The organism is Pseudomonas sp. GW821-FHT10C09, from assembly GCF_059415465.1.
Genome location: NZ_JBWKNG010000005.1, coordinates 180355 through 197682, shown reverse-complemented (window position 1 = coordinate 197682; position 17328 = coordinate 180355). Strand labels below are relative to the sequence as shown.

At 60.2% G+C, this 17328-nt stretch carries 16 protein-coding genes; 12 read left to right on the top strand and 4 right to left on the bottom strand.

The features are described from left to right. Positions 1-75 precede the first annotated feature (75 nt). On the bottom strand, positions 76-441 hold the full coding sequence (locus tag AC07N8_RS06755) for a YkgJ family cysteine cluster protein (RefSeq protein WP_483840543.1): 366 nt from the start codon (positions 439-441) through the stop codon (positions 76-78). 292 nt (positions 442-733) lie between these two features. Here AC07N8_RS06755 and AC07N8_RS06750 point away from each other — a divergent pair, with 292 nt between their 5' ends. Then, positions 734-2083: a spinster family MFS transporter gene (locus AC07N8_RS06750; RefSeq protein WP_493142589.1), complete on the top strand. Its 1350-nt coding sequence runs from the start codon at positions 734-736 to the stop codon at positions 2081-2083. A 172-nt stretch (positions 2084-2255) separates the two neighbouring features. Here the strand turns inward: AC07N8_RS06750 and rapA are convergent, their stop codons facing one another. Continuing rightward, positions 2256-5102 carry an RNA polymerase-associated protein RapA gene (gene rapA / locus AC07N8_RS06745; protein WP_310263190.1) on the bottom strand — a complete coding sequence of 949 codons (2847 nt, stop codon included), beginning with the start codon at positions 5100-5102 and terminating at the stop codon, positions 2256-2258. 219 nt (positions 5103-5321) lie between these two features. Here rapA and AC07N8_RS06740 point away from each other — a divergent pair, with 219 nt between their 5' ends. The 3 genes from AC07N8_RS06740 to ccoM all read left to right on the top strand — a co-directional run bounded on the left by AC07N8_RS06740 (position 5322) and on the right by ccoM (position 6142). Then, positions 5322-5663, top strand: a complete 342-nt coding sequence (locus AC07N8_RS06740; RefSeq protein ID WP_027925620.1) for a hypothetical protein — start codon at positions 5322-5324, stop codon at positions 5661-5663. Positions 5664-5722: 59 nt separating this feature from the next. Then, positions 5723-5884 carry a hypothetical protein gene (locus AC07N8_RS06735; protein ID WP_007935839.1) on the top strand — a complete coding sequence of 54 codons (162 nt, stop codon included), beginning with the start codon at positions 5723-5725 and terminating at the stop codon, positions 5882-5884. 144 nt (positions 5885-6028) lie between these two features. Next, positions 6029-6142, top strand: coding sequence for a cytochrome c oxidase subunit CcoM (ccoM, locus tag AC07N8_RS06730; protein WP_027925619.1), 114 nt, complete (start codon positions 6029-6031; stop codon positions 6140-6142). 174 nt (positions 6143-6316) lie between these two features. Here the strand turns inward: ccoM and AC07N8_RS06725 are convergent, their stop codons facing one another. Then, the gene (locus AC07N8_RS06725; RefSeq protein ID WP_483840545.1) at positions 6317-7792 is read right to left on the bottom strand and encodes an inorganic phosphate transporter; all 1476 of its coding nucleotides are present in this window, start codon (positions 7790-7792) and stop codon (positions 6317-6319) included. A gap of 377 nt (positions 7793-8169) precedes the next feature. Next, entirely contained in the window at positions 8170-8370 is a 201-nt protein-coding gene (locus tag AC07N8_RS06720) for a hypothetical protein (RefSeq protein WP_007935837.1), read from the bottom strand. A 674-nt stretch (positions 8371-9044) separates the two neighbouring features. Between AC07N8_RS06720 and pcaR the strand changes: the two genes are divergently transcribed. The 8 genes from pcaR (at position 9045) to AC07N8_RS06680 (ending at position 17308) form a co-directional block, all read left to right on the top strand. Next, positions 9045-9887 carry a pca regulon transcriptional regulator PcaR gene (gene pcaR, locus AC07N8_RS06715; protein WP_027925617.1) on the top strand — a complete coding sequence of 281 codons (843 nt, stop codon included), beginning with the start codon at positions 9045-9047 and terminating at the stop codon, positions 9885-9887. 139 nt (positions 9888-10026) lie between these two features. Continuing rightward, positions 10027-11373 carry a 4-hydroxybenzoate transporter PcaK gene (gene pcaK / locus AC07N8_RS06710; RefSeq protein WP_493142591.1) on the top strand — a complete coding sequence of 449 codons (1347 nt, stop codon included), beginning with the start codon at positions 10027-10029 and terminating at the stop codon, positions 11371-11373. Positions 11374-11642: 269 nt separating this feature from the next. Next, positions 11643-12500, top strand: coding sequence for a CoA transferase subunit A (locus tag AC07N8_RS06705; protein ID WP_493142592.1), 858 nt, complete (start codon positions 11643-11645; stop codon positions 12498-12500). After that, positions 12500-13279: a CoA-transferase subunit beta gene (locus tag AC07N8_RS06700; protein ID WP_140666168.1), complete on the top strand. Its 780-nt coding sequence runs from the start codon at positions 12500-12502 to the stop codon at positions 13277-13279. Before AC07N8_RS06705 ends, AC07N8_RS06700 begins: the two co-directional genes overlap by 1 nt. Further along, positions 13276-14481, top strand: coding sequence for a 3-oxoadipyl-CoA thiolase (pcaF, locus tag AC07N8_RS06695; protein WP_493142780.1), 1206 nt, complete (start codon positions 13276-13278; stop codon positions 14479-14481). Before AC07N8_RS06700 ends, pcaF begins: the two co-directional genes overlap by 4 nt. Before the next feature lie 37 nt (positions 14482-14518). After that, positions 14519-15223, top strand: coding sequence for a protocatechuate 3,4-dioxygenase subunit beta (gene pcaH, locus AC07N8_RS06690; protein ID WP_483840548.1), 705 nt, complete (start codon positions 14519-14521; stop codon positions 15221-15223). A 1-nt stretch (position 15224) separates the two neighbouring features. Beyond that, entirely contained in the window at positions 15225-15791 is a 567-nt protein-coding gene (pcaG, locus tag AC07N8_RS06685) for a protocatechuate 3,4-dioxygenase subunit alpha (RefSeq protein ID WP_483840549.1), read from the top strand. 212 nt (positions 15792-16003) lie between these two features. Next, complete coding sequence (locus AC07N8_RS06680; RefSeq protein WP_310263174.1) at positions 16004-17308, top strand: MFS family transporter; 1305 nt, start codon at positions 16004-16006, stop codon at positions 17306-17308. Positions 17309-17328 lie beyond the last annotated feature (20 nt).

The window sequence follows — 17328 nt, the reverse complement described above, 5'->3', positions numbered from 1 at the left end:
CTGGAGTGCAAGCGGTGATGTCAAAATGGTTCCATATGATTTCGGCATCACGCTAATCGCGTTTGGTACTAAGCCTCAGGCGCTTTGTTCAAAAGGGATTTCGTACGCCGGTTGCAGGGCTGGAAGGCCGAAGGCTGCCCGGGCCGCGTCGCAGTCCACGTTCGCCTCGCCATTTTCCCAAGACGCCTCAAACTCCCGGCAGGTGCTGGAGCGTTCGTTGTAAATCGAGCATTTGACCTCGCAGCCGACGTCTCCTTCCAGGCTGATGCAGCGGGTAGGTTTGCAGTCGGTGCCGAGCATCGCCACGCGACTGGGGCTGATCGACGCGACCAGATCATCCGGCACCGTGCCCCCGGACGAAGCGCATTCACCCCAGAAAAAAGACACACGGAAATGGGAACAGCAGGCACCGCAATTCAGACACGGACTGACTTCGGACATGGTCGATTTATCTACGCAGGAGGGGTACGCAGGGGGTGCGGACAGGGGCGCTATTCTAGGCTTCGCAACGGGCTTTGGAAGGGGGTATGAAAGGTATTTTTAAGCGACGGACGGCACCCTGAAAATAGCGGCCGGACACCCGTGAATCCTGGGCCCGGTGGTCAGTGCGCCTGCGTGAGCGCCATGGCCTGATATCAGCCTTACAAATAATGACAGACAGTGTGGGCGGCCCTGTCTAGATTGACGGTTCCGGGGACAGTGAGGCCCCAATAACAATAAAAGAGACGGACCCATGCAGAACTCGACCCAAGCGGCGAATGCCTGGCGCATTCTGTTCCTGTTGTTCCTGGCCAACCTGTTCAACTTCTTCGATCGCACCATTCCCGCCATTATCATCGAGCCGATCCGCATGGAGTGGCACCTCAGCGACTTTCAGCTGGGGATCGTCGGCACCGCTTTCACCCTGGTTTACGCGATTGCCGGCCTGCCGCTGGGGCGGATGGCCGATACCGGTTCGCGTAGCAAACTGATGGGCTGGGGCCTGGCGGTCTGGAGCGGGCTGACCGCGGTCAACGGACTGGTGGGCAGTTTCTGGAGTTTCCTGATCGTGCGCATGGGCATCGGCATCGGTGAAGCCAGTTACGCACCGGCTGCCAACTCGCTGATCGGCGACCTGTTCCCGGCGCATCGTCGGGCGCGGGCGATGGGCATCTTCATGCTGGGTCTGCCGCTGGGCTTGTTGCTGGCGTTCTTCACCATCGGCGCGATGGTCAAGGCGTTCGACAGCTGGCGCGCGCCGTTCTTTATCGCGGCGGTGCCGGGGTTGATCCTGGCGATTTTCATGTTCTTCATCAAAGAGCCGAAGCGCGGCGCAGCAGAAACCGTGCAGGTGTCGCAGGAGCGCGTAGACCGGCCGATCCGCCGGGTGCTGGCGGTGCCGACGTTCCTGTGGCTGGTGATGGCCGGGCTGTGCTTCAACTTCGCGACCTACGCCTGCAACTCATTCCTGGTGCCGATGCTGCAACGCTACTTCCTGATGCCGTTGCAGGAAGCCGCGGTGGCCACGGGGGTGATCGTCGGGGTGACCGGTTTGTTCGGCCTGACGCTAGGCGGTTGGGTCGCTGACAAGATTCACCAGCGAGTGGCCAACGGGCGGCTGTTGTTTGCAGCGTTCAGTTTGATTATCTCGACCGTGTGCACGGCGTGGGCACTGCACGCCGGACGCATCGAAATTGGCGTGTTTGTCGCGGTCTTCAGTGTGGGCTGGCTGTTTGCCTACAACTTCTACACCTGCGTCTACACCGCGATTCAGGACGTGGTCGAGCCGCGTTTGCGGGCGACGGCAATGGCGCTGTTCTTTGCCGGGCTGTATTTGCTCGGCGGTGGATTGGGCCCCGTGGTGGTGGGTGGCTTGTCCGATCACTTTGCGCACACGGCGATGCTGGCGGCGGGCGCCGAGCAGATGACCGAGGCGTTCAAGGCCGTCGGGCTGCATGACGCGATGTACCTGATTCCGGTGGCGTTGTTCTTCACCATGGTGTTTCTGTTTATGGCGTCGCGGTGTTTTGTGCGGGATGCGAAGCGGATGAAGGAAGGGTTGGTGGCGGTGGTTGAGCCTGGGGTTTCTGTAGCGACTGCTTGATCGCCTTCGCGAGCAGGCTCGCTCCCACAGGGATCTCGGACACACTGAAGATCCAATTGTGGGAGCGAGCCTGCTCGCGATGAGGCCTTCTGCAACACCATAGGTATCAGCAGACAAAAAAAGGCCCGCATCACTGCGGGCCTTCTTTATTTAACCGGGTAGGGCAGGGGACTTAACCCGCCACCAACACCCGAATCGCTTCAAGCCGCAACGCAGCCTTTTCAAGCATGGCCAACCCTTGCTCACGCTGTTTGCGCAGGGCCACCAGTTCGCTGTCGCGCACGGTCGGGTTCACGGCTTGCAACGCGGTCAGGCGCGCCAGTTCTTCATCGGTATCCGCTGCCAGGCGACGCTGCGCCTCGGCCACACGCTCGGCGTGACGCGGCAGGATCTTCTCTTCGCCGGCGTTGATCCGAGGCGTCAGCTGATCACGCTGAGCCTGGATGAACTTGTTGGCGCTGGCACGCGGTACGCTTTCCAGCTGATCGTTCAAGGTCTCGAACGACACGCGGGCCGACAGGTCGTTGCCATTGGCATCGAGCAGACAGCGCAGGGCGGCCGGCGGCAGGTAACGGCCCAGTTGCAGCGAGCGCGGGGCAACCACTTCGCTGACGTAGAGCAGTTCCAGCAACACGGTGCCGGGCTTGAGCGCCTTGTTCTTGATCAGCGCGACGGCGGTGTTGCCCATCGAGCCGGACAGGACCAGGTCCATGCCGCCCTGAACCATCGGGTGCTCCCAGGTGATGAACTGCATGTCTTCGCGAGACAGCGCCTGGTTGCGGTCGTAAGTGATGGTCACGCCTTCGTCGTCGCCCAGCGGGAAGCTGGCGTCGAGCATTTTTTCGCTCGGCTTGAGGATCAGGGCATTTTCCGAATGGTCTTCGCTGTCGATGCCGAAGGCGTCAAACAGGGTTTCCATGTAGATCGGCAGGGTGAACTGATCGTCTTGCTCAAGAATGTCTTCGACCAGCGCATCGCCTTCGCCAGCGCCGCCGGAATTGAGTTCCAGCAGACGGTCACGGCCGGTGTGCAAGTCGGCTTCCAGACGCTCACGCTCGGTGCGGGCTTCGTCGATCAGCGCTTGCCACTCGCCGTCGTCGGCCTCTTCCAGCAGCGGCAGCAGGCGCGGGCCGAACTGATGCTGCAAGGCGTTGCCGGTCGGGCAGGTGTTGAGGAACGCGTTCAGCGCTTCGTGGTACCACTGGAACAGACGCTCTTGCGGGCTGGTTTCCAGGTACGGCACGTGCAGCTCGATGATGTGCTTCTGGCCGATCCGGTCCAGACGCCCGATACGCTGCTCCAGCAGGTCCGGGTGCGCCGGCAGATCGAACAGCACCAGGTGGTGCGAGAACTGGAAGTTGCGACCTTCACTGCCGATTTCCGAGCAGATCAGCACTTGTGCGCCGAATTCTTCGTCGGCGAAGTAAGCGGCGGCGCGGTCACGCTCGAGGATGTTCATGCCTTCGTGGAACACCGTGGCCGGGATGCCGGAACGCACGCGCAGGGCGTCTTCCAGGTCCATGGCGGTTTCGGCGTGGGCGCAGATCACCAGCACTTTGGTGCGCTTGAGCATCTTCAGGGTGTCGATCAGCCACTCGACACGCGGGTCGAATTTCCACCAGCGCTCTTCTTCGTTGGCGTCCGGCTGGGCCTGGAAGCTGACTTCCGGGTACAGCTCGGCGTGATCGCCCAGCGGCAGTTCGAGGTATTCATCCGGGCACGGCAGCGGGTACGGGTGCAGTTTGCGCTCCGGGAAACCCTGTACGGCAGCGCGGGTATTACGGAACAGCACGCGGCCGGTGCCATGGCGGTCCAGCAATTCACGCACGAGGCGCGCGCTGGCTTCGGTATCGCCATCGTTCACGGCGGTCAGCAAGGCTTCGCCTTCGTTGCCGAGGAAACCGTGAATGGTCTTGTGTGCTTCAGGCGACAGGCGCCCCTTGTCCAGCAGCTCCTGAACGGCTTCGGCCACCGGGCGATAGTTTTCGCTCTCGGCGCGGAAGGCGGCCAGGTCATGGAAACGGTTCGGGTCGAGCAGGCGCAGACGGGCGAAGTGGCTGTCCTGGCCCAGTTGTTCCGGGGTTGCGGTCAGCAGCAGCACGCCGGGAATGGTCTCGGCCAGTTGTTCGACCAAGGTGTATTCCGCGCTGGCCTTGTCTTCGTGCCATACCAGGTGGTGGGCTTCGTCGACGACCATCAGGTCCCAGCCGGCGGCAAACAGCGCGTCCTGGGCCTTTTCGTCTTCGACCAGCCACTCCAGTGCAACCAGCGCAAGCTGGGTGTCTTCGAACGGGTTGGTGGCATCGCTTTCGATGAAGCGTTCTTCGTCGAACAGCGCAACTTGCAGGTTGAAGCGGCGGCGCATCTCGACCAGCCACTGGTGCTGCAGGTTCTCGGGAACCAGGATCAGCACGCGGTTGGCGCGGCCCGAGAGCAATTGGCGATGGATCACCAGACCGGCTTCGATGGTTTTACCCAGGCCCACTTCGTCCGCCAGCAGAACGCGCGGCGCAATGCGGTCGGCGACTTCGCGGGCGATGTGCAGCTGGTGCGCGATTGGTTGTGCACGCACGCCACCGAGGCCCCACAGCGCGGACTGCAATTGGCGGCTGGTGTGTTCCAGGGTGTTGTAACGCAGGGAGAACCAGGCCAGCGGGTCGATCTGCCCGGCGAACAGACGGTCGCTGGCCAGACGGAACTGAATGAAGTTCGACAGTTGGGTTTCCGGCAGGGTCACGCTTTCGTTCTGCGCGTTGAGACCGTGGTAGACCAGCAGGCCATCGACGTCGTCGACTTCCTGGACCGTCAGTTTCCAGCCTTCGAAGTGAGTGATCGAGTCACCTGGCGAAAACCGCACGCGGGTGAGGGGCGCATTCCGTAGCGCGTACTGGCGAGTCTCGCCAGTGGCCGGGTAGAGCACGGTCAACAAGCGGCCGTCCTGTGCCAGAACGGTGCCTAAACCCAGCTCGGCTTCGCTGTCACTGATCCAGCGTTGCCCCGGTTGATACTGCTGCGCCATGCTGCCTGACTCCCACCTTGAAAAAGCGGGCTATCTTAACGGAAGGAGGCCCTCAGGGCCAAAGGACTCTCATAAAAACTCGCAGTCTTACGTTAGCCCAATGAGGCGGTGCTTGCCGGCCAGGGCACTGATGAGTGCCAAACGGGTCACAGTTTGCGACCGATGGCTCAAGTCGCCATCCCCGCAGCCGACAGCCTGCTGACAGGAGACTAAAAAATTATGCTGCTACCGATGCTCCCCTTGAGTGCCGTGCCAATCACCTCACAGCACGACCCGATCCGCCAGCGCCCGGATATTCCGCCAGTGGTGCCGGTGCAGGAAAGCTCGAACGAAAGCACCATCGACCTGCAGCAGCGTGATCCCGAAGAAGCGGCTTTTCAGCTGCGCGAGGAACAGCGCCGCAAGCTGGAGCGCGAGCGTCGTCGCCGCGAGGCCGATGAAGACCCCGAGGAGCACCTGGCCATTCCCGGTGACGAACTGAATGCCGACAACACCGTGCCGGTGGCGCCGTTGATGGAAGATCAGCCGCGTCAGGGCTTGTGGGTCGATATTCAGATTTGAGTTGTGGCGGGTCAGCCCGCATTATTGCGCTATACCCGTCAAACGATGCACTGAGCACCATGAGCCAAGACGATAAGCTGATTGATCTCAACTCTGAACGCGCCAAGCGGGTTCACGACCTTAATGAAAAACGTCTGAATGAAGTTCGTCAGGCGTTCGAGCAGGCAATGCCATTGGGCAAAGCCAAGAAGAAACCGAAGAACAAACCAAAAAAGCGTTGAACCCCCCTGCATCTTTTGATGCAGGTCAGTTATTACCCCGCCTTTAAGCCCGGTCTCGGGCGACATTGATCCAGGTCAATTTTCTCTTCTGCCTGTTTGGTTAACTTAGCCCTATCGCAACAGGGCAAGCCCAGGAGGCCAGTCATGTTTTTCGACAACGTGGTGATCGCCGGAGTGCTGACTGTCAGCCTCATGGTTATGTTTTTCGCGGGGTTTGGATTTTTTATCTGGAAGGATTCGCACAAGCGCAAACCGTAGTTCTTTCCGGATGTAATGAGCACGCAAGGCATTTTGGGCAACTTCGGTTGCCCTTTTTTTTGCCTGCAATTTAGATCTGGCAATACAAAACCCTGTGGGAGCGGTTGAATTTGAAATTGCGCCCACAAAAAAGCCCGACTCAATGGTCGGGCTTTTTCATTGCTGGGCGATGGATCAGCTACCCAGCGCCTTCGACGCCAGCCAGAACAGGCCGGCCGACAGGCCCACCGTCGCTGGCAGGGTCAGGACCCAGGCCAGCAGGATGGTTTTCACCGTGCCGCCTTGCAGGCCGCTTTTGTTCGCGACCATGGTCCCGGCCACGCCCGAGGACAGCACGTGGGTGGTGGAGACCGGCAGGCTGAAGATGTTCGCCAGGCCAATCATGCACGCGGTGGTGATCTGCGCCGACATGCCTTGTGCGTAAGTCATGCCTTGCTTGCCGATCTTCTCGCCGATAGTCAGTACCACACGTTTCCAGCCCACCATGGTGCCCAGGCCCAGTGCCAGGGCAACCGCCAGAATCACCCAGAACGGCGCGTATTCGGTGGTGGTGGTCAGGTCTTTGCGCAGTTTGTCCAAGTCAGCCTTTTCACGGGCATTGAGGCTAGGCAACTTGCCGACTTTCTTCGCCGTGTCATCCAGGCAGAGCAAGTAGCGGCGCACTTCGATGCGGCTTTCCGACGACAACGAGTGGTAGTCCGATACACCTTTAAGGGTGCCGAGCAGGGCGGTGATGGTCGGTTCGGTCTGTTGCGGGTTGCAACGGAATTTCTCCGGCAGATCACCTTCGATGCTTTTACCCAGTGCCAGGTATTCACCCAGGGTGTCGGCATTGCGCTTGTAGAACTGGCTCAGGTGCAGGGTCGCATCGCGGGTCCGTTCGATCTGGTACGTCGTGCTGCCCAGGTCGAGTACGAACTGCGCCGGCACGATACCGATCAGCACCAGCATGATCAGGCCGATACCTTTCTGGCCATCGTTGGAGCCGTGCACGAAGCTCACGGCCATGGCCGAGATCACCAGGACCAGACGGTTCCAGAACGGTGGGTGCTTCTTGTCATCGAGCTTGCGGCGCTGATCCGGTGTCTTGTGCATCTTGGACAGTGGACGCCACCATTTAAGGCCGATCAACACCAGTGCCGCGACGAGGAAGCCGGCCATTGGCGAGAACACCAGGGAGGCACCAATGTCGATCGCCTTCTGCCAGTTCACGCCATCGGCCAACGGAATGTCGTTGATCAAGGCGTTGGCCAGGCCGACACCGAGGATCGAACCGATCAGGGTGTGGGAGCTGGAGGCCGGGATACCGAAGTACCAGGTGCCCAGGTTCCAGGTGATGGCGGCAGCAAGCAGCGAGAACACCATGGCCAGTCCGTGACCGGTATTCACATTGATCAGCAGTTCTACCGGCAGCAGGTGAACGATGGCATACGCCACGCCAACACCGCCCAGCAGCACGCCGAGGAAGTTGAACACCCCGGAAAAGAACACCGCCAGATGAGGCGGCATGGCTTTGGTGTAGATAACAGTGGCCACCGCGTTTGCGGTGTCATGAAAGCCGTTGATGAACTCGAAGGCGAGGACAAAGGCCAGGGCGAGCAAGAGGCTCACAAGCACCCAAGCATCCAGTCCGCTGAATAAATCGATCATGAAGGTTTTCTGACCCGGTCGTAAGGGGGCGCGATTATGCCAGAAAAGACTGCTAATCAATGCACTTGCTGCTCATCGGTAACATTCTTCAACGAATTAAATGGTGAGGGACGCCAATCTCCCAGCGTTTTACCGGGTTTTTCAAGTCATTGAATTAATAGATAAAAGCCGCAGGCACAAGGGTTTCTCTCGTGTAGTCGAGAGGCTTCAACGCTTGTATGAAATATCTGAGAAGAGGGTCAGAAACGAGCCATTTGCCTCATCCGAGGGGTGAGGTGGCCGCTGCCCGCTTGTAGCGGGCACGAAAGGCTTGATCGATGCCACCCGCTTTTAGCGGGAGCCGACACAGACCCCTGAAAGAATTCGGGCCGAGGCAGTCAAGGCTCTTCGGCTTTGAGTTCCTTTTCCATCTTCTGCAGTTCCTGGGTGAACGCCTGGTCCTGAACGGTGGCGCGTTTACGCCAGGGTTTACGTTCCGGTTCGGGCTGGGCGGCGTAGGTGGTGACTTCCCCGCCGTAAACTTCCTTGTAACGTTGTTCCTGGCGCTCAAGTTCCGCGCGCAGTTCGTCTTTCGTCACAGTGCTACCTGTATGAGTTGGGATAATTTCCGGTGAAACGCGCTGCATCGAGTCGATTGACCACGCTCATAAAAAGGGTAATGCCCAGGAAGGCAACCTTTTGACGGCATGTGAACAATACTTCCATGTTGCAGGCGGCCACGACACCAGAGAAAAACAGCTGACGTAGCATCAGGTTCCTGTTTCAGCGAGCGCTTTGGCGGAGCATATGAAATGAGCGTCAGGCGCTTGCTGCGGGCAACGACGATGGGACATCGCGCTGCCGGGTGACGGAGCCGGTGGATAAAAAACCGTTTCGCCACTGAATTGCATTATAGCGGTCGATTCGAAGAACACTATCACCGAGGCGTTAAAAGTAGTTCGTCATGTGTGATTGTTTTGTTACTGACAAGTGTTAACGGCAACTAGGATCCGATGATGTCATTGTGCAGCGATGTCTTTCTGGCGCCATTAAGGTGAACAACTTAAACCGCTTACATCGACCTTTAAGAAGTCGACCAGACAAAAAATAAAACGGGCAGTTAATGGCGTGAGTCGTATCAGACCTTGCGTGGCGTCGATTGCGATTATCGGCCTGTCGTCCGATAATCGCCCAATCTTGGCGGTCCCGGTCTTGTGTGCAGGAGCAGGGGCCGCGTGTAATAGCCGCTGATCCGCCTCGGAAAGGACCTGTCATGAACGATCAAATGCGCAACTCTTTCACTTCAGTGGCGCCGCCGATCGTCGCCTCACCCGCGAAGCGCATCCAGGCCTTGACCGGCGACCCTGATTTCATGACTTCCCTGGCGCGTGGCCTGGCGGTGGTGCAAGCGTTTCAAGAGCGCAAGCGCCACCTGACCATTGCCCAGATCAGCCATCGCACGGAAATTCCCCGCGCCGCCGTGCGACGTTGCCTGCATACCTTGATCAAACTCGGCTACGCCACCACCGACGGCCGCACCTATTCGCTGCTGCCCAAGGTGTTGACCCTGGGCCATGCCTATTTGTCTTCGACGCCACTGGCGGTGTCGGCCCAGCCGTACCTGGACCGCATGAGCGAGCAACTGCACGAAGCCTGCAACATGGCCACGCTGGAAGGCGATGACATTTTGTACATCGCACGCTCGGCGACCACGCAGCGGCTTATTTCGGTCGACCTTTCAGTGGGCGGTCGCCTGCCGGCGTATTGCACTTCAATGGGCCGGATTCTTCTTGCCGCGCTGGACGACACTTCGTTGCGTGAATACCTCGATCACGCAGAACTGCAAGCCAAGACCAGCCGCACGCTGCACACACCCGAGGCGTTGCTCGAATGCCTGCAAGAGGTGCGGCAACAAGGCTGGTGCATCGTCGATCAGGAACTGGAGCAGGGCCTGCGTTCGATTGCCGTGCCGGTGTACGACGCGTCCGGTCAGGTGGTGGCCGCCTTGAACGTCAGCACTCACGCCGGCCGTGTCAGTCGCAACGAACTGGAACAACGCTTCCTGCCCGGCCTGCTCAGCGCCAGCCGCGACCTCAGCGCACAGCTCTTCGCCTAAGCTTTTATCTAAGATGTTCGATAAACGCACAGACTCGCGTTTATCGAATTGACGCTCTTTCCCTTGGATCATTACTGTCGCGGCAGCGCCAGCTCAGGCTGGCACCTGTTCGACTGCGTTCTTGCGTGGAATAAAAATAATGAACCAGCCCCAGTCTGCTGTAGGTAACTGCCTCGACGTGCAGTCCTTCATCAATGCTCAACCCATTTCGCGCTATCAGTGGCGAGTGGTGATCCTGTGTTTCCTGATTGTCTTCCTCGATGGCCTCGATACTGCGGCCATGGGCTTTATTGCGCCTGCGTTGTCGCAGGATTGGGGGATCGACCGCGCCAGTCTTGGCCCAGTGATGAGTGCCGCATTGATCGGCATGGTCTTCGGCGCGCTGGGTTCCGGTCCGTTGGCTGACCGCTTCGGGCGCAAAGTCGTGCTGGTTGGCGCGGTGTTGTTGTTTGGTGCCTTCAGTCTGGCGTCGGCCTACAGCACCAATGTCGACCAATTGCTGGTGCTGCGTTTCCTCACCGGCCTTGGCCTTGGCGCTGGCATGCCGAACGCCACCACGCTGCTGTCGGAATACACCCCGGAGCGCAAGAAATCCCTGCTGGTGACCAGCATGTTCTGCGGCTTCAACCTCGGCATGGCCGGCGGCGGGTTTATCTCGGCCAAGCTGATCCCGGCGTTCGGTTGGCACAGTTTGCTGTTGATCGGCGGGATTCTGCCGCTGATCCTCTCGGTCGTCCTGCTGTTCTGGCTGCCGGAATCGGCGCGCTACCTTGTAGTCCGTAACCGTGGCACCGACAAAGTACGCAAGACCCTGGCGCCCATCGACCCGACCGTCGTCGCCCAGGCTTCAAGCTTCAGCGTGCCGGAACAGAAAACCGTGAAGGCGCGCAACGTATTCGCGGTGATCTTCTCCGGCACCTACAGCACCGGCACATTGCTGCTGTGGCTGACTTACTTCATGGGCCTGGTGATTGTGTACCTGCTGACCAGTTGGCTGCCGACACTGATGCGCGACAGCGGCGCGAGCATGGAGCAGGCCGCGTTCATCGGCGCGCTGTTCCAGTTTGGCGGGGTGCTGAGTGCGGTGGGCGTAGGCTGGGCGATGGACCGGTTCAATCCGCACAAGGTGATCGGCATTTTCTACCTGCTGGCCGGGGTGTTTGCCTACGCGGTGGGGCAGAGCCTGGGCAACATCACCCTGTTGGCGACGTTGGTGCTGGTGGCGGGCATGTGCGTCAACGGTGCGCAATCGGCGATGCCTTCCCTGGCGGCGCGGTTTTATCCGACACAAGGGCGGGCGACCGGGGTGTCATGGATGCTCGGGATTGGCCGCTTTGGCGCGATTCTCGGGGCATGGATGGGTGCGACGCTGCTCGGGTTGGGCTGGAATTTCGAGCAGGTGCTGACGGCACTGGTGATTCCGGCGGCGTTGGCGACCACGGCGGTGGTGATCAAGGGCATGGTCAGTCATGCGGATGCTACTTGAGGGGCTGATCCGGCATCTTCAGCGGTTTTGATGGCCTCTTCGCGAGCAGGCTCGCTCCCACAGGTGACCACGTTCCCCTGTGGGAGCGGGCTTGCTCGCGATGCTTTTGATCTTCGATAGGTTGCCAACAATCTGTTCGATAAACGAACACATAGTCGATTATCGGATTGTTTGGTGTTTTGCACAGGCTTAACCTTCAGTCATTCCGGCGCTGCGCATCGCGCCTTTTTCTTCCACTGTCGGTTGATAACAAAACGGGAGCCTGCCCCATGGCTGAAATCCTTTCGCTGCACGACGCGGTGAAGCAATTCGTAAACGACGGCGATACGGTCGCGCTCGAAGGCTTTACCCATCTGATCCCTACGGCGGCGGGTCATGAAATCATTCGTCAGGGCAAGAAAGACCTGACGCTGGTGCGCATGACCCCGGACCTGATCTACGACCAGTTGATCGGCGCCGGTTGTGCTCGCAAGTTGATTTTCTCCTGGGGCGGCAACCCGGGTGTGGGTTCGCTGCACCGTCTGCGTGATGCCGTCGAGAAACAGTGGCCGCATCCACTGGAGATCGAAGAGCACAGCCACGCCGACCTGGCCAATGCCTACGTCGCTGGCGCCTCCGGCCTACCGTTCGCGGTGCTGCGGGCCTACGCCGGTTCCGACCTGCCGAAGGTCAATCCACTGATCAAAACCGTCACCTGCCCGTTTACCGGTGAAGTGCTGGCGGCCGTGCCGTCGGTGCGTCCGGACATCACCGTGATCCATGCGCAGAAAGCCGACCGCAAAGGCAATGTGCTGCTGTGGGGCATTCTCGGCGTGCAGAAAGAAGCCGCACTGGCCGCCAAGCGTTGCATCGTCACCGTCGAAGAAATCGTCGACGACCTCAATGCACCGATGAACTCCTGCGTCCTGCCCACCTGGGCCTTGAGCGCGGTTTGCCTCGTCCCTGGCGGCGCGCATCCGTCCTACGCCCATGGCTACAACGAGCGTGACAACCGTTTCTACCAGGCCTGGGACCCGATTGCCCGCGACCGTGAAACCTTCACCGCGTGGATCAATGAATACATCCACGGTAGCGCTGACTTTAGCGAGTTCCAGGCCAAGCTGGCCGCTGCTTCGGAGGCCAAGTAATGACTTACACCACCAATGAAATGATGACCGTCGCCGCCGCTCGCCGTTTGAAGAACGGTTCGGTGTGCTTCGTCGGCATCGGCCTGCCGTCGAAAGCGGCCAACCTGGCGCGCCTGACGTCGTCGCCGGATGTGGTCCTGATCTACGAATCGGGCCCGATCGGTGCCAAGCCGAGCGTATTGCCGCTGTCGATTGGTGACGGTGAGCTGGCGGAAACCGCCGACACCGTGGTCCCGACCGGTGAGATTTTTCGCTATTGGTTGCAGGGCGGGCGTATCGACGTCGGTTTCCTCGGCGCTGCGCAAGTCGACCGTTTCGGCAACATCAACACCACCGTGGTCGGCGATTACTTCTCGCCGAAAGTCCGTCTGCCGGGTGCCGGTGGCGCGCCGGAGATTGCCGGCTCGGCCAAAAGTGTATTGATCATCCTCAAGCAGTCGGCGCGTTCTTTCGTCGACAAGCTCGACTTCATTACCTCGGTCGGCCATGGCGAGGGTGGCGATTCGCGCAAGCGTCTTGGTTTGCCGGGCGCCGGTCCGGTCGGCATCATTACCGACCTGTGCATCATGGAGCCGGAAGCCGGCACCCATGAATTTGTGGTCACCGCGCTGCACCCTGGCGTGACCCGTGAGCAAGTGGTTGCCGCCACCGGATGGCCGATTCGTTTTGCCGACACGGTTGAAAACACCGCCGAGCCCACCGACGTTGAACTGACGGCACTGCGCGATCTTGAAGCCCGCACCGCCGCCGCTCATGGCCAAGCCCCCGGAGAAGCCTGATGCGTGACGTTTATATCTGCGACGCCATTCGCACCCCCATCGGCCGTTTTGGCGGCGGTCTGTCCGCCGTTCGTGCGGACGACCTGGCCGCCGTGCCGATCAAGGCGCTGATGGAACGCAATCCGTCGGTGGACTGGACGGCCGTGGACGAGGTGTTCCTCGGCTGCGCCAACCAGGCCGGCGAAGACAACCGTAACGTCGCACGCATGGCGTTGCTGCTGGCCGGGCTGCCGGAAAGCATTCCCGGCGTCACGCTCAATCGCCTGTGCGCGTCGGGCATGGACGCCATCGGCACGGCGTTCCGTGCCATCGCCAGCGGTGAAATGGAGCTGGCGATTGCCGGCGGCGTCGAGTCGATGTCCCGCGCACCGTTCGTGATGGGCAAGGCTGATGCGGCGTTCTCGCGCAATATGAAGCTGGAAGACACCACCATCGGCTGGCGTTTCATCAACCCGTTGATGAAGGCGCAATACGGTGTGGATGCGATGCCGCAGACCGCCGACAACGTCGCCGATGATTACCAAGTGTCCCGCGAGGATCAGGACGCTTTCGCGCTGCGCAGCCAGCAGCGCACAGCCGCCGCGCAGGCTGCAGGATTTTTCGCTGAAGAAATCGTCGAAGTGCGGATTGCCCACAAGAAGGGTGAAACGGTCGTGTCGCAGGATGAGCATCCTCGTGGCGATACCACCCTGGAGATGCTGGCCAAACTCAAACCGATCAATGGCCCCGACAAAACCGTCACCGCTGGCAACGCTTCGGGCGTCAACGACGGTGCGGCGGCGTTGATTCTGGCCTCGGCCGAAGCCGTGAAAAAACACGGCCTCACCGCCCGCGCTAAAGTGCTGGGTATGGCAAGCGCCGGTGTCGCGCCACGAGTGATGGGCATCGGCCCTGTCCCGGCGGTGCGCAAACTGACCGAGCGTCTGGGCGTGGCGGTCAGCGATTTCGACGTGATCGAACTCAACGAGGCCTTCGCCAGCCAAGGCTTGGCGGTGCTGCGCGAACTGGGCATTGCCGACGACGCGGCCCAGGTCAACCCGAACGGTGGCGCCATTGCCTTGGGCCATCCGCTGGGCATGAGCGGTGCGCGCCTGGTCCTGACCGCGCTGCATCAGTTGGAAAAAACCGGCGGCAAGAAAGGCCTGGCGACCATGTGCGTCGGTGTCGGCCAAGGTCTGGCGCTGGCGATCGAACGCGTCTGACACGCCGCGTCGACAAACAAGAACAGAGGAAAGCGCAATGACTGACAAGCCTGGTTACCGTCGTCCGCAGGAAGGCACTCAGCCGGAATACCTGCACCCGACGTATCAATCCACCAACCTTCGCTCGCCGTCCAAGCCGTTGGTGTTTCTGCCCCATTCGTTGTCGGAAATCACCGGCCCGACCATCGGCGCCGATCGTGTCAGCGAGAAGGACAACGACCTGACCGTTCAGCACAAGGGCGAGCCACTGGGTGAACGGATCATCATTCACGGCCGTGTGCTCGATGAAAACGGTCTGCCCGTGCCGGGGATTCTGGTGGAGATCTGGCAGGCCAACGCCGCCGGTCGCTACAACCATGCCCGCGACCTGCACGACGCGCCGCTGGACCCGAACTTCACCGGCACCGGCCGCACCGTGACCGATGCCGATGGCTGGTATCAATTCCAGACCATCAAGCCCGGCGCCTACCCGTGGGGTAACCACCACAACGCATGGCGCCCGGCGCACATCCATTTCTCGTTGTTCGGGCCGAGCATTCTCACGCGTCTGGTCACGCAGATGTATTTCCCGGGCGACCCGCTGCTGGCCTATGACCCGATCTACAACTGCGTGCCCGATACCAGCGCCAAAGAGCGCTTGATCGCGACGTTCGATCTGGAAAAAACCGTCCCTTCCTATGCCCTCGGTTATCGCTGGGACATCGTCTTGCGCGGCCGCGACGCCACGCCGATGGAGAAATAAGATGACGCTGAACGCGACCACGTCCCACACCGTCGGGCCGTATTACCACATCGGCCTGACCTGGCTGAACCGCGAAGACCTGACCGTCGAACAAACCCTCGGCCAACGCGTGGCGATCACCGGGCAAGTCATCGATGGCAACGGCGATGTCGTCAACGACGCGATGCTGGAAGTCTGGCAGGCCAACGCCGCCGGCAAGTACGACCATCCGGAAGACGATCAGGACAAACCGCTGGACCCGAACTTCGAAGGCTTTGGCCGGGTGCCGGTGGATGCAGAAGGGCGCTTTCGTTTCACCACCATCAAGCCGGGCACGGTCGAAGGCCTGAAAGGCTCGACCCAGGCCCCGCACTTGGTGGTGCTGGTGTTTGCCCGCGGGTTAGTGAAGCATTTGCTGACGCGGATTTACTTTGAGGGTGAAGCGGCGAATGTGTCGGATCCGCTGCTGGAGTGCGTACCGGCCGAGCGTCGCACCACGTTGCTGGCGAAGCAGGATGCGTCCGGTGTGTACCAGTGGAATGTGATCCTGCAAGGCACTGATGCCGAGACGGTGTTCTTCGACTATTGAATCAACACCGCAAATCCCTGTAGGAGTGAGCCTGCTCGCGAAGAGGACATTACATTCAACATCAATGTTGACTGTTAGACCGCTTTCGCGAGCAGGCTCGCTCCCACAAGGGATCATCTCCCACAAGGGGATTTGTGTGGCTGATCTATCTGGGGAACAGGACTGTTGCGAAGTGTGTCTAGACTCTCACTGTCCCCATTGAGTGAAAAACAATGACAACGACCGCTGCTTCAACAGAACACTACACCGGCGAAGAGCGCAGCAAGCGCATCTTCGCCATTGTCGGCGCCTCGTCCGGCAACCTCGTGGAATGGTTCGACTTCTACGTCTACGCCTTTTGCGCGATCTATTTCGCCCCGGCCTTTTTCCCGTCCGACAACCCCACGGTGCAACTGGTCAACACCGCTGGCGTGTTCGCCGCCGGGTTCCTGATGCGCCCCATCGGCGGCTGGATTTTCGGCAGGGTGGCGGACAAGCACGGGCGCAAGAACTCGATGATGATCTCGATTCTGATGATGTGCTTCGGTTCGTTGCTCATCGCGTTCCTGCCGACCTATAAGGACATCGGCGTCTGGGCGCCGGTGCTGTTGCTGTTCGCGCGTTTGATTCAAGGGTTGTCGGTGGGCGGCGAGTACGGCACCACCGCCACCTACATGAGCGAAGTCGCGCTCAAGGGCCAGCGCGGCTTTTTCGCCTCGTTCCAGTACGTGACGCTGATTGGCGGACAATTGCTGGCGGTGTCGCTGGTGGTGATCCTGCAACAGTTCCTCAGTGAAGATGAGCTGCGTGCCTACGGCTGGCGGATTCCGTTTGTGGTCGGTGCGGCGGCTGCGCTGATTTCGCTGTTCCTGCGTCGTTCGCTGAAGGAAACCAGCAGCAAGGAAATGCGCGAAAACAAGGACGCCGGCAGTATTGCCGCACTGTTCCGCGACCATAAAGCCGCGTTCATTACCGTGCTCGGTTACACCGCCGGTGGCTCGCTGATTTTCTACACCTTCACCACGTACATGCAGAAATACCTGGTGAACACCGCCGGCATGCAGGCCAAGACCGCCAGTTACATCATGACCGGCGCGCTGTTCCTTTATATGTGCATGCAACCGTTCTTCGGCATGCTCGCCGACAAGATCGGTCGGCGTAATTCGATGCTCTGGTTCGGCGCCCTCGGGACCTTGTGCACCGTGCCGATTCTATTGAGCCTGAAAAGTGTCAGCAGTCCGTTCCTGGCCTTCGTGCTGATTACCGTGGCGCTGGCGATCGTGAGTTTCTACACCTCGATCAGTGGCCTGGTGAAAGCCGAGATGTTCCCGCCGGAAGTGCGCGCCCTCGGCGTCGGCCTTGCCTACGCGGTGGCGAATGCGATCTTCGGTGGTTCGGCGGAATACGTGGCCCTGAGCCTGAAAGCCGTGGGCATGGAAAACTCCTTCTACTGGTACGTTACGGTGATGATGGCGGTGGCGTTCCTGTTCAGTTTGCGTCTGCCCAAACAGGCGAAATATTTGCACCACGACCTCTGATCTTTCCGCGTGGGCCTGAC

What these genes read in the sequence shown, in the direction of transcription:
- AC07N8_RS06755 (WP_483840543.1), bottom strand. Translation starts at nt 441, where the DNA reads ATGTCCGAAGTCAGTCCGTGTCTGAATTGCGGTGCCTGCTGTTCCCAT.
- AC07N8_RS06750 (WP_493142589.1), top strand. Translation starts at nt 734, where the DNA reads ATGCAGAACTCGACCCAAGCGGCGAATGCCTGGCGCATTCTGTTCCTG.
- rapA (WP_310263190.1), bottom strand. Translation starts at nt 5,102, where the DNA reads ATGGCGCAGCAGTATCAACCGGGGCAACGCTGGATCAGTGACAGCGAA.
- AC07N8_RS06740 (WP_027925620.1), top strand. Translation starts at nt 5,322, where the DNA reads ATGCTGCTACCGATGCTCCCCTTGAGTGCCGTGCCAATCACCTCACAG.
- AC07N8_RS06735 (WP_007935839.1), top strand. Translation starts at nt 5,723, where the DNA reads ATGAGCCAAGACGATAAGCTGATTGATCTCAACTCTGAACGCGCCAAG.
- ccoM (WP_027925619.1), top strand. Translation starts at nt 6,029, where the DNA reads ATGTTTTTCGACAACGTGGTGATCGCCGGAGTGCTGACTGTCAGCCTC.
- AC07N8_RS06725 (WP_483840545.1), bottom strand. Translation starts at nt 7,792, where the DNA reads ATGATCGATTTATTCAGCGGACTGGATGCTTGGGTGCTTGTGAGCCTC.
- pcaR (WP_027925617.1), top strand. Translation starts at nt 9,045, where the DNA reads ATGAACGATCAAATGCGCAACTCTTTCACTTCAGTGGCGCCGCCGATC.
- pcaK (WP_493142591.1), top strand. Translation starts at nt 10,027, where the DNA reads ATGAACCAGCCCCAGTCTGCTGTAGGTAACTGCCTCGACGTGCAGTCC.
- AC07N8_RS06705 (WP_493142592.1), top strand. Translation starts at nt 11,643, where the DNA reads ATGGCTGAAATCCTTTCGCTGCACGACGCGGTGAAGCAATTCGTAAAC.
- AC07N8_RS06700 (WP_140666168.1), top strand. Translation starts at nt 12,500, where the DNA reads ATGACTTACACCACCAATGAAATGATGACCGTCGCCGCCGCTCGCCGT.
- pcaH (WP_483840548.1), top strand. Translation starts at nt 14,519, where the DNA reads ATGACTGACAAGCCTGGTTACCGTCGTCCGCAGGAAGGCACTCAGCCG.
- pcaG (WP_483840549.1), top strand. Translation starts at nt 15,225, where the DNA reads ATGACGCTGAACGCGACCACGTCCCACACCGTCGGGCCGTATTACCAC.
- AC07N8_RS06680 (WP_310263174.1), top strand. Translation starts at nt 16,004, where the DNA reads ATGACAACGACCGCTGCTTCAACAGAACACTACACCGGCGAAGAGCGC.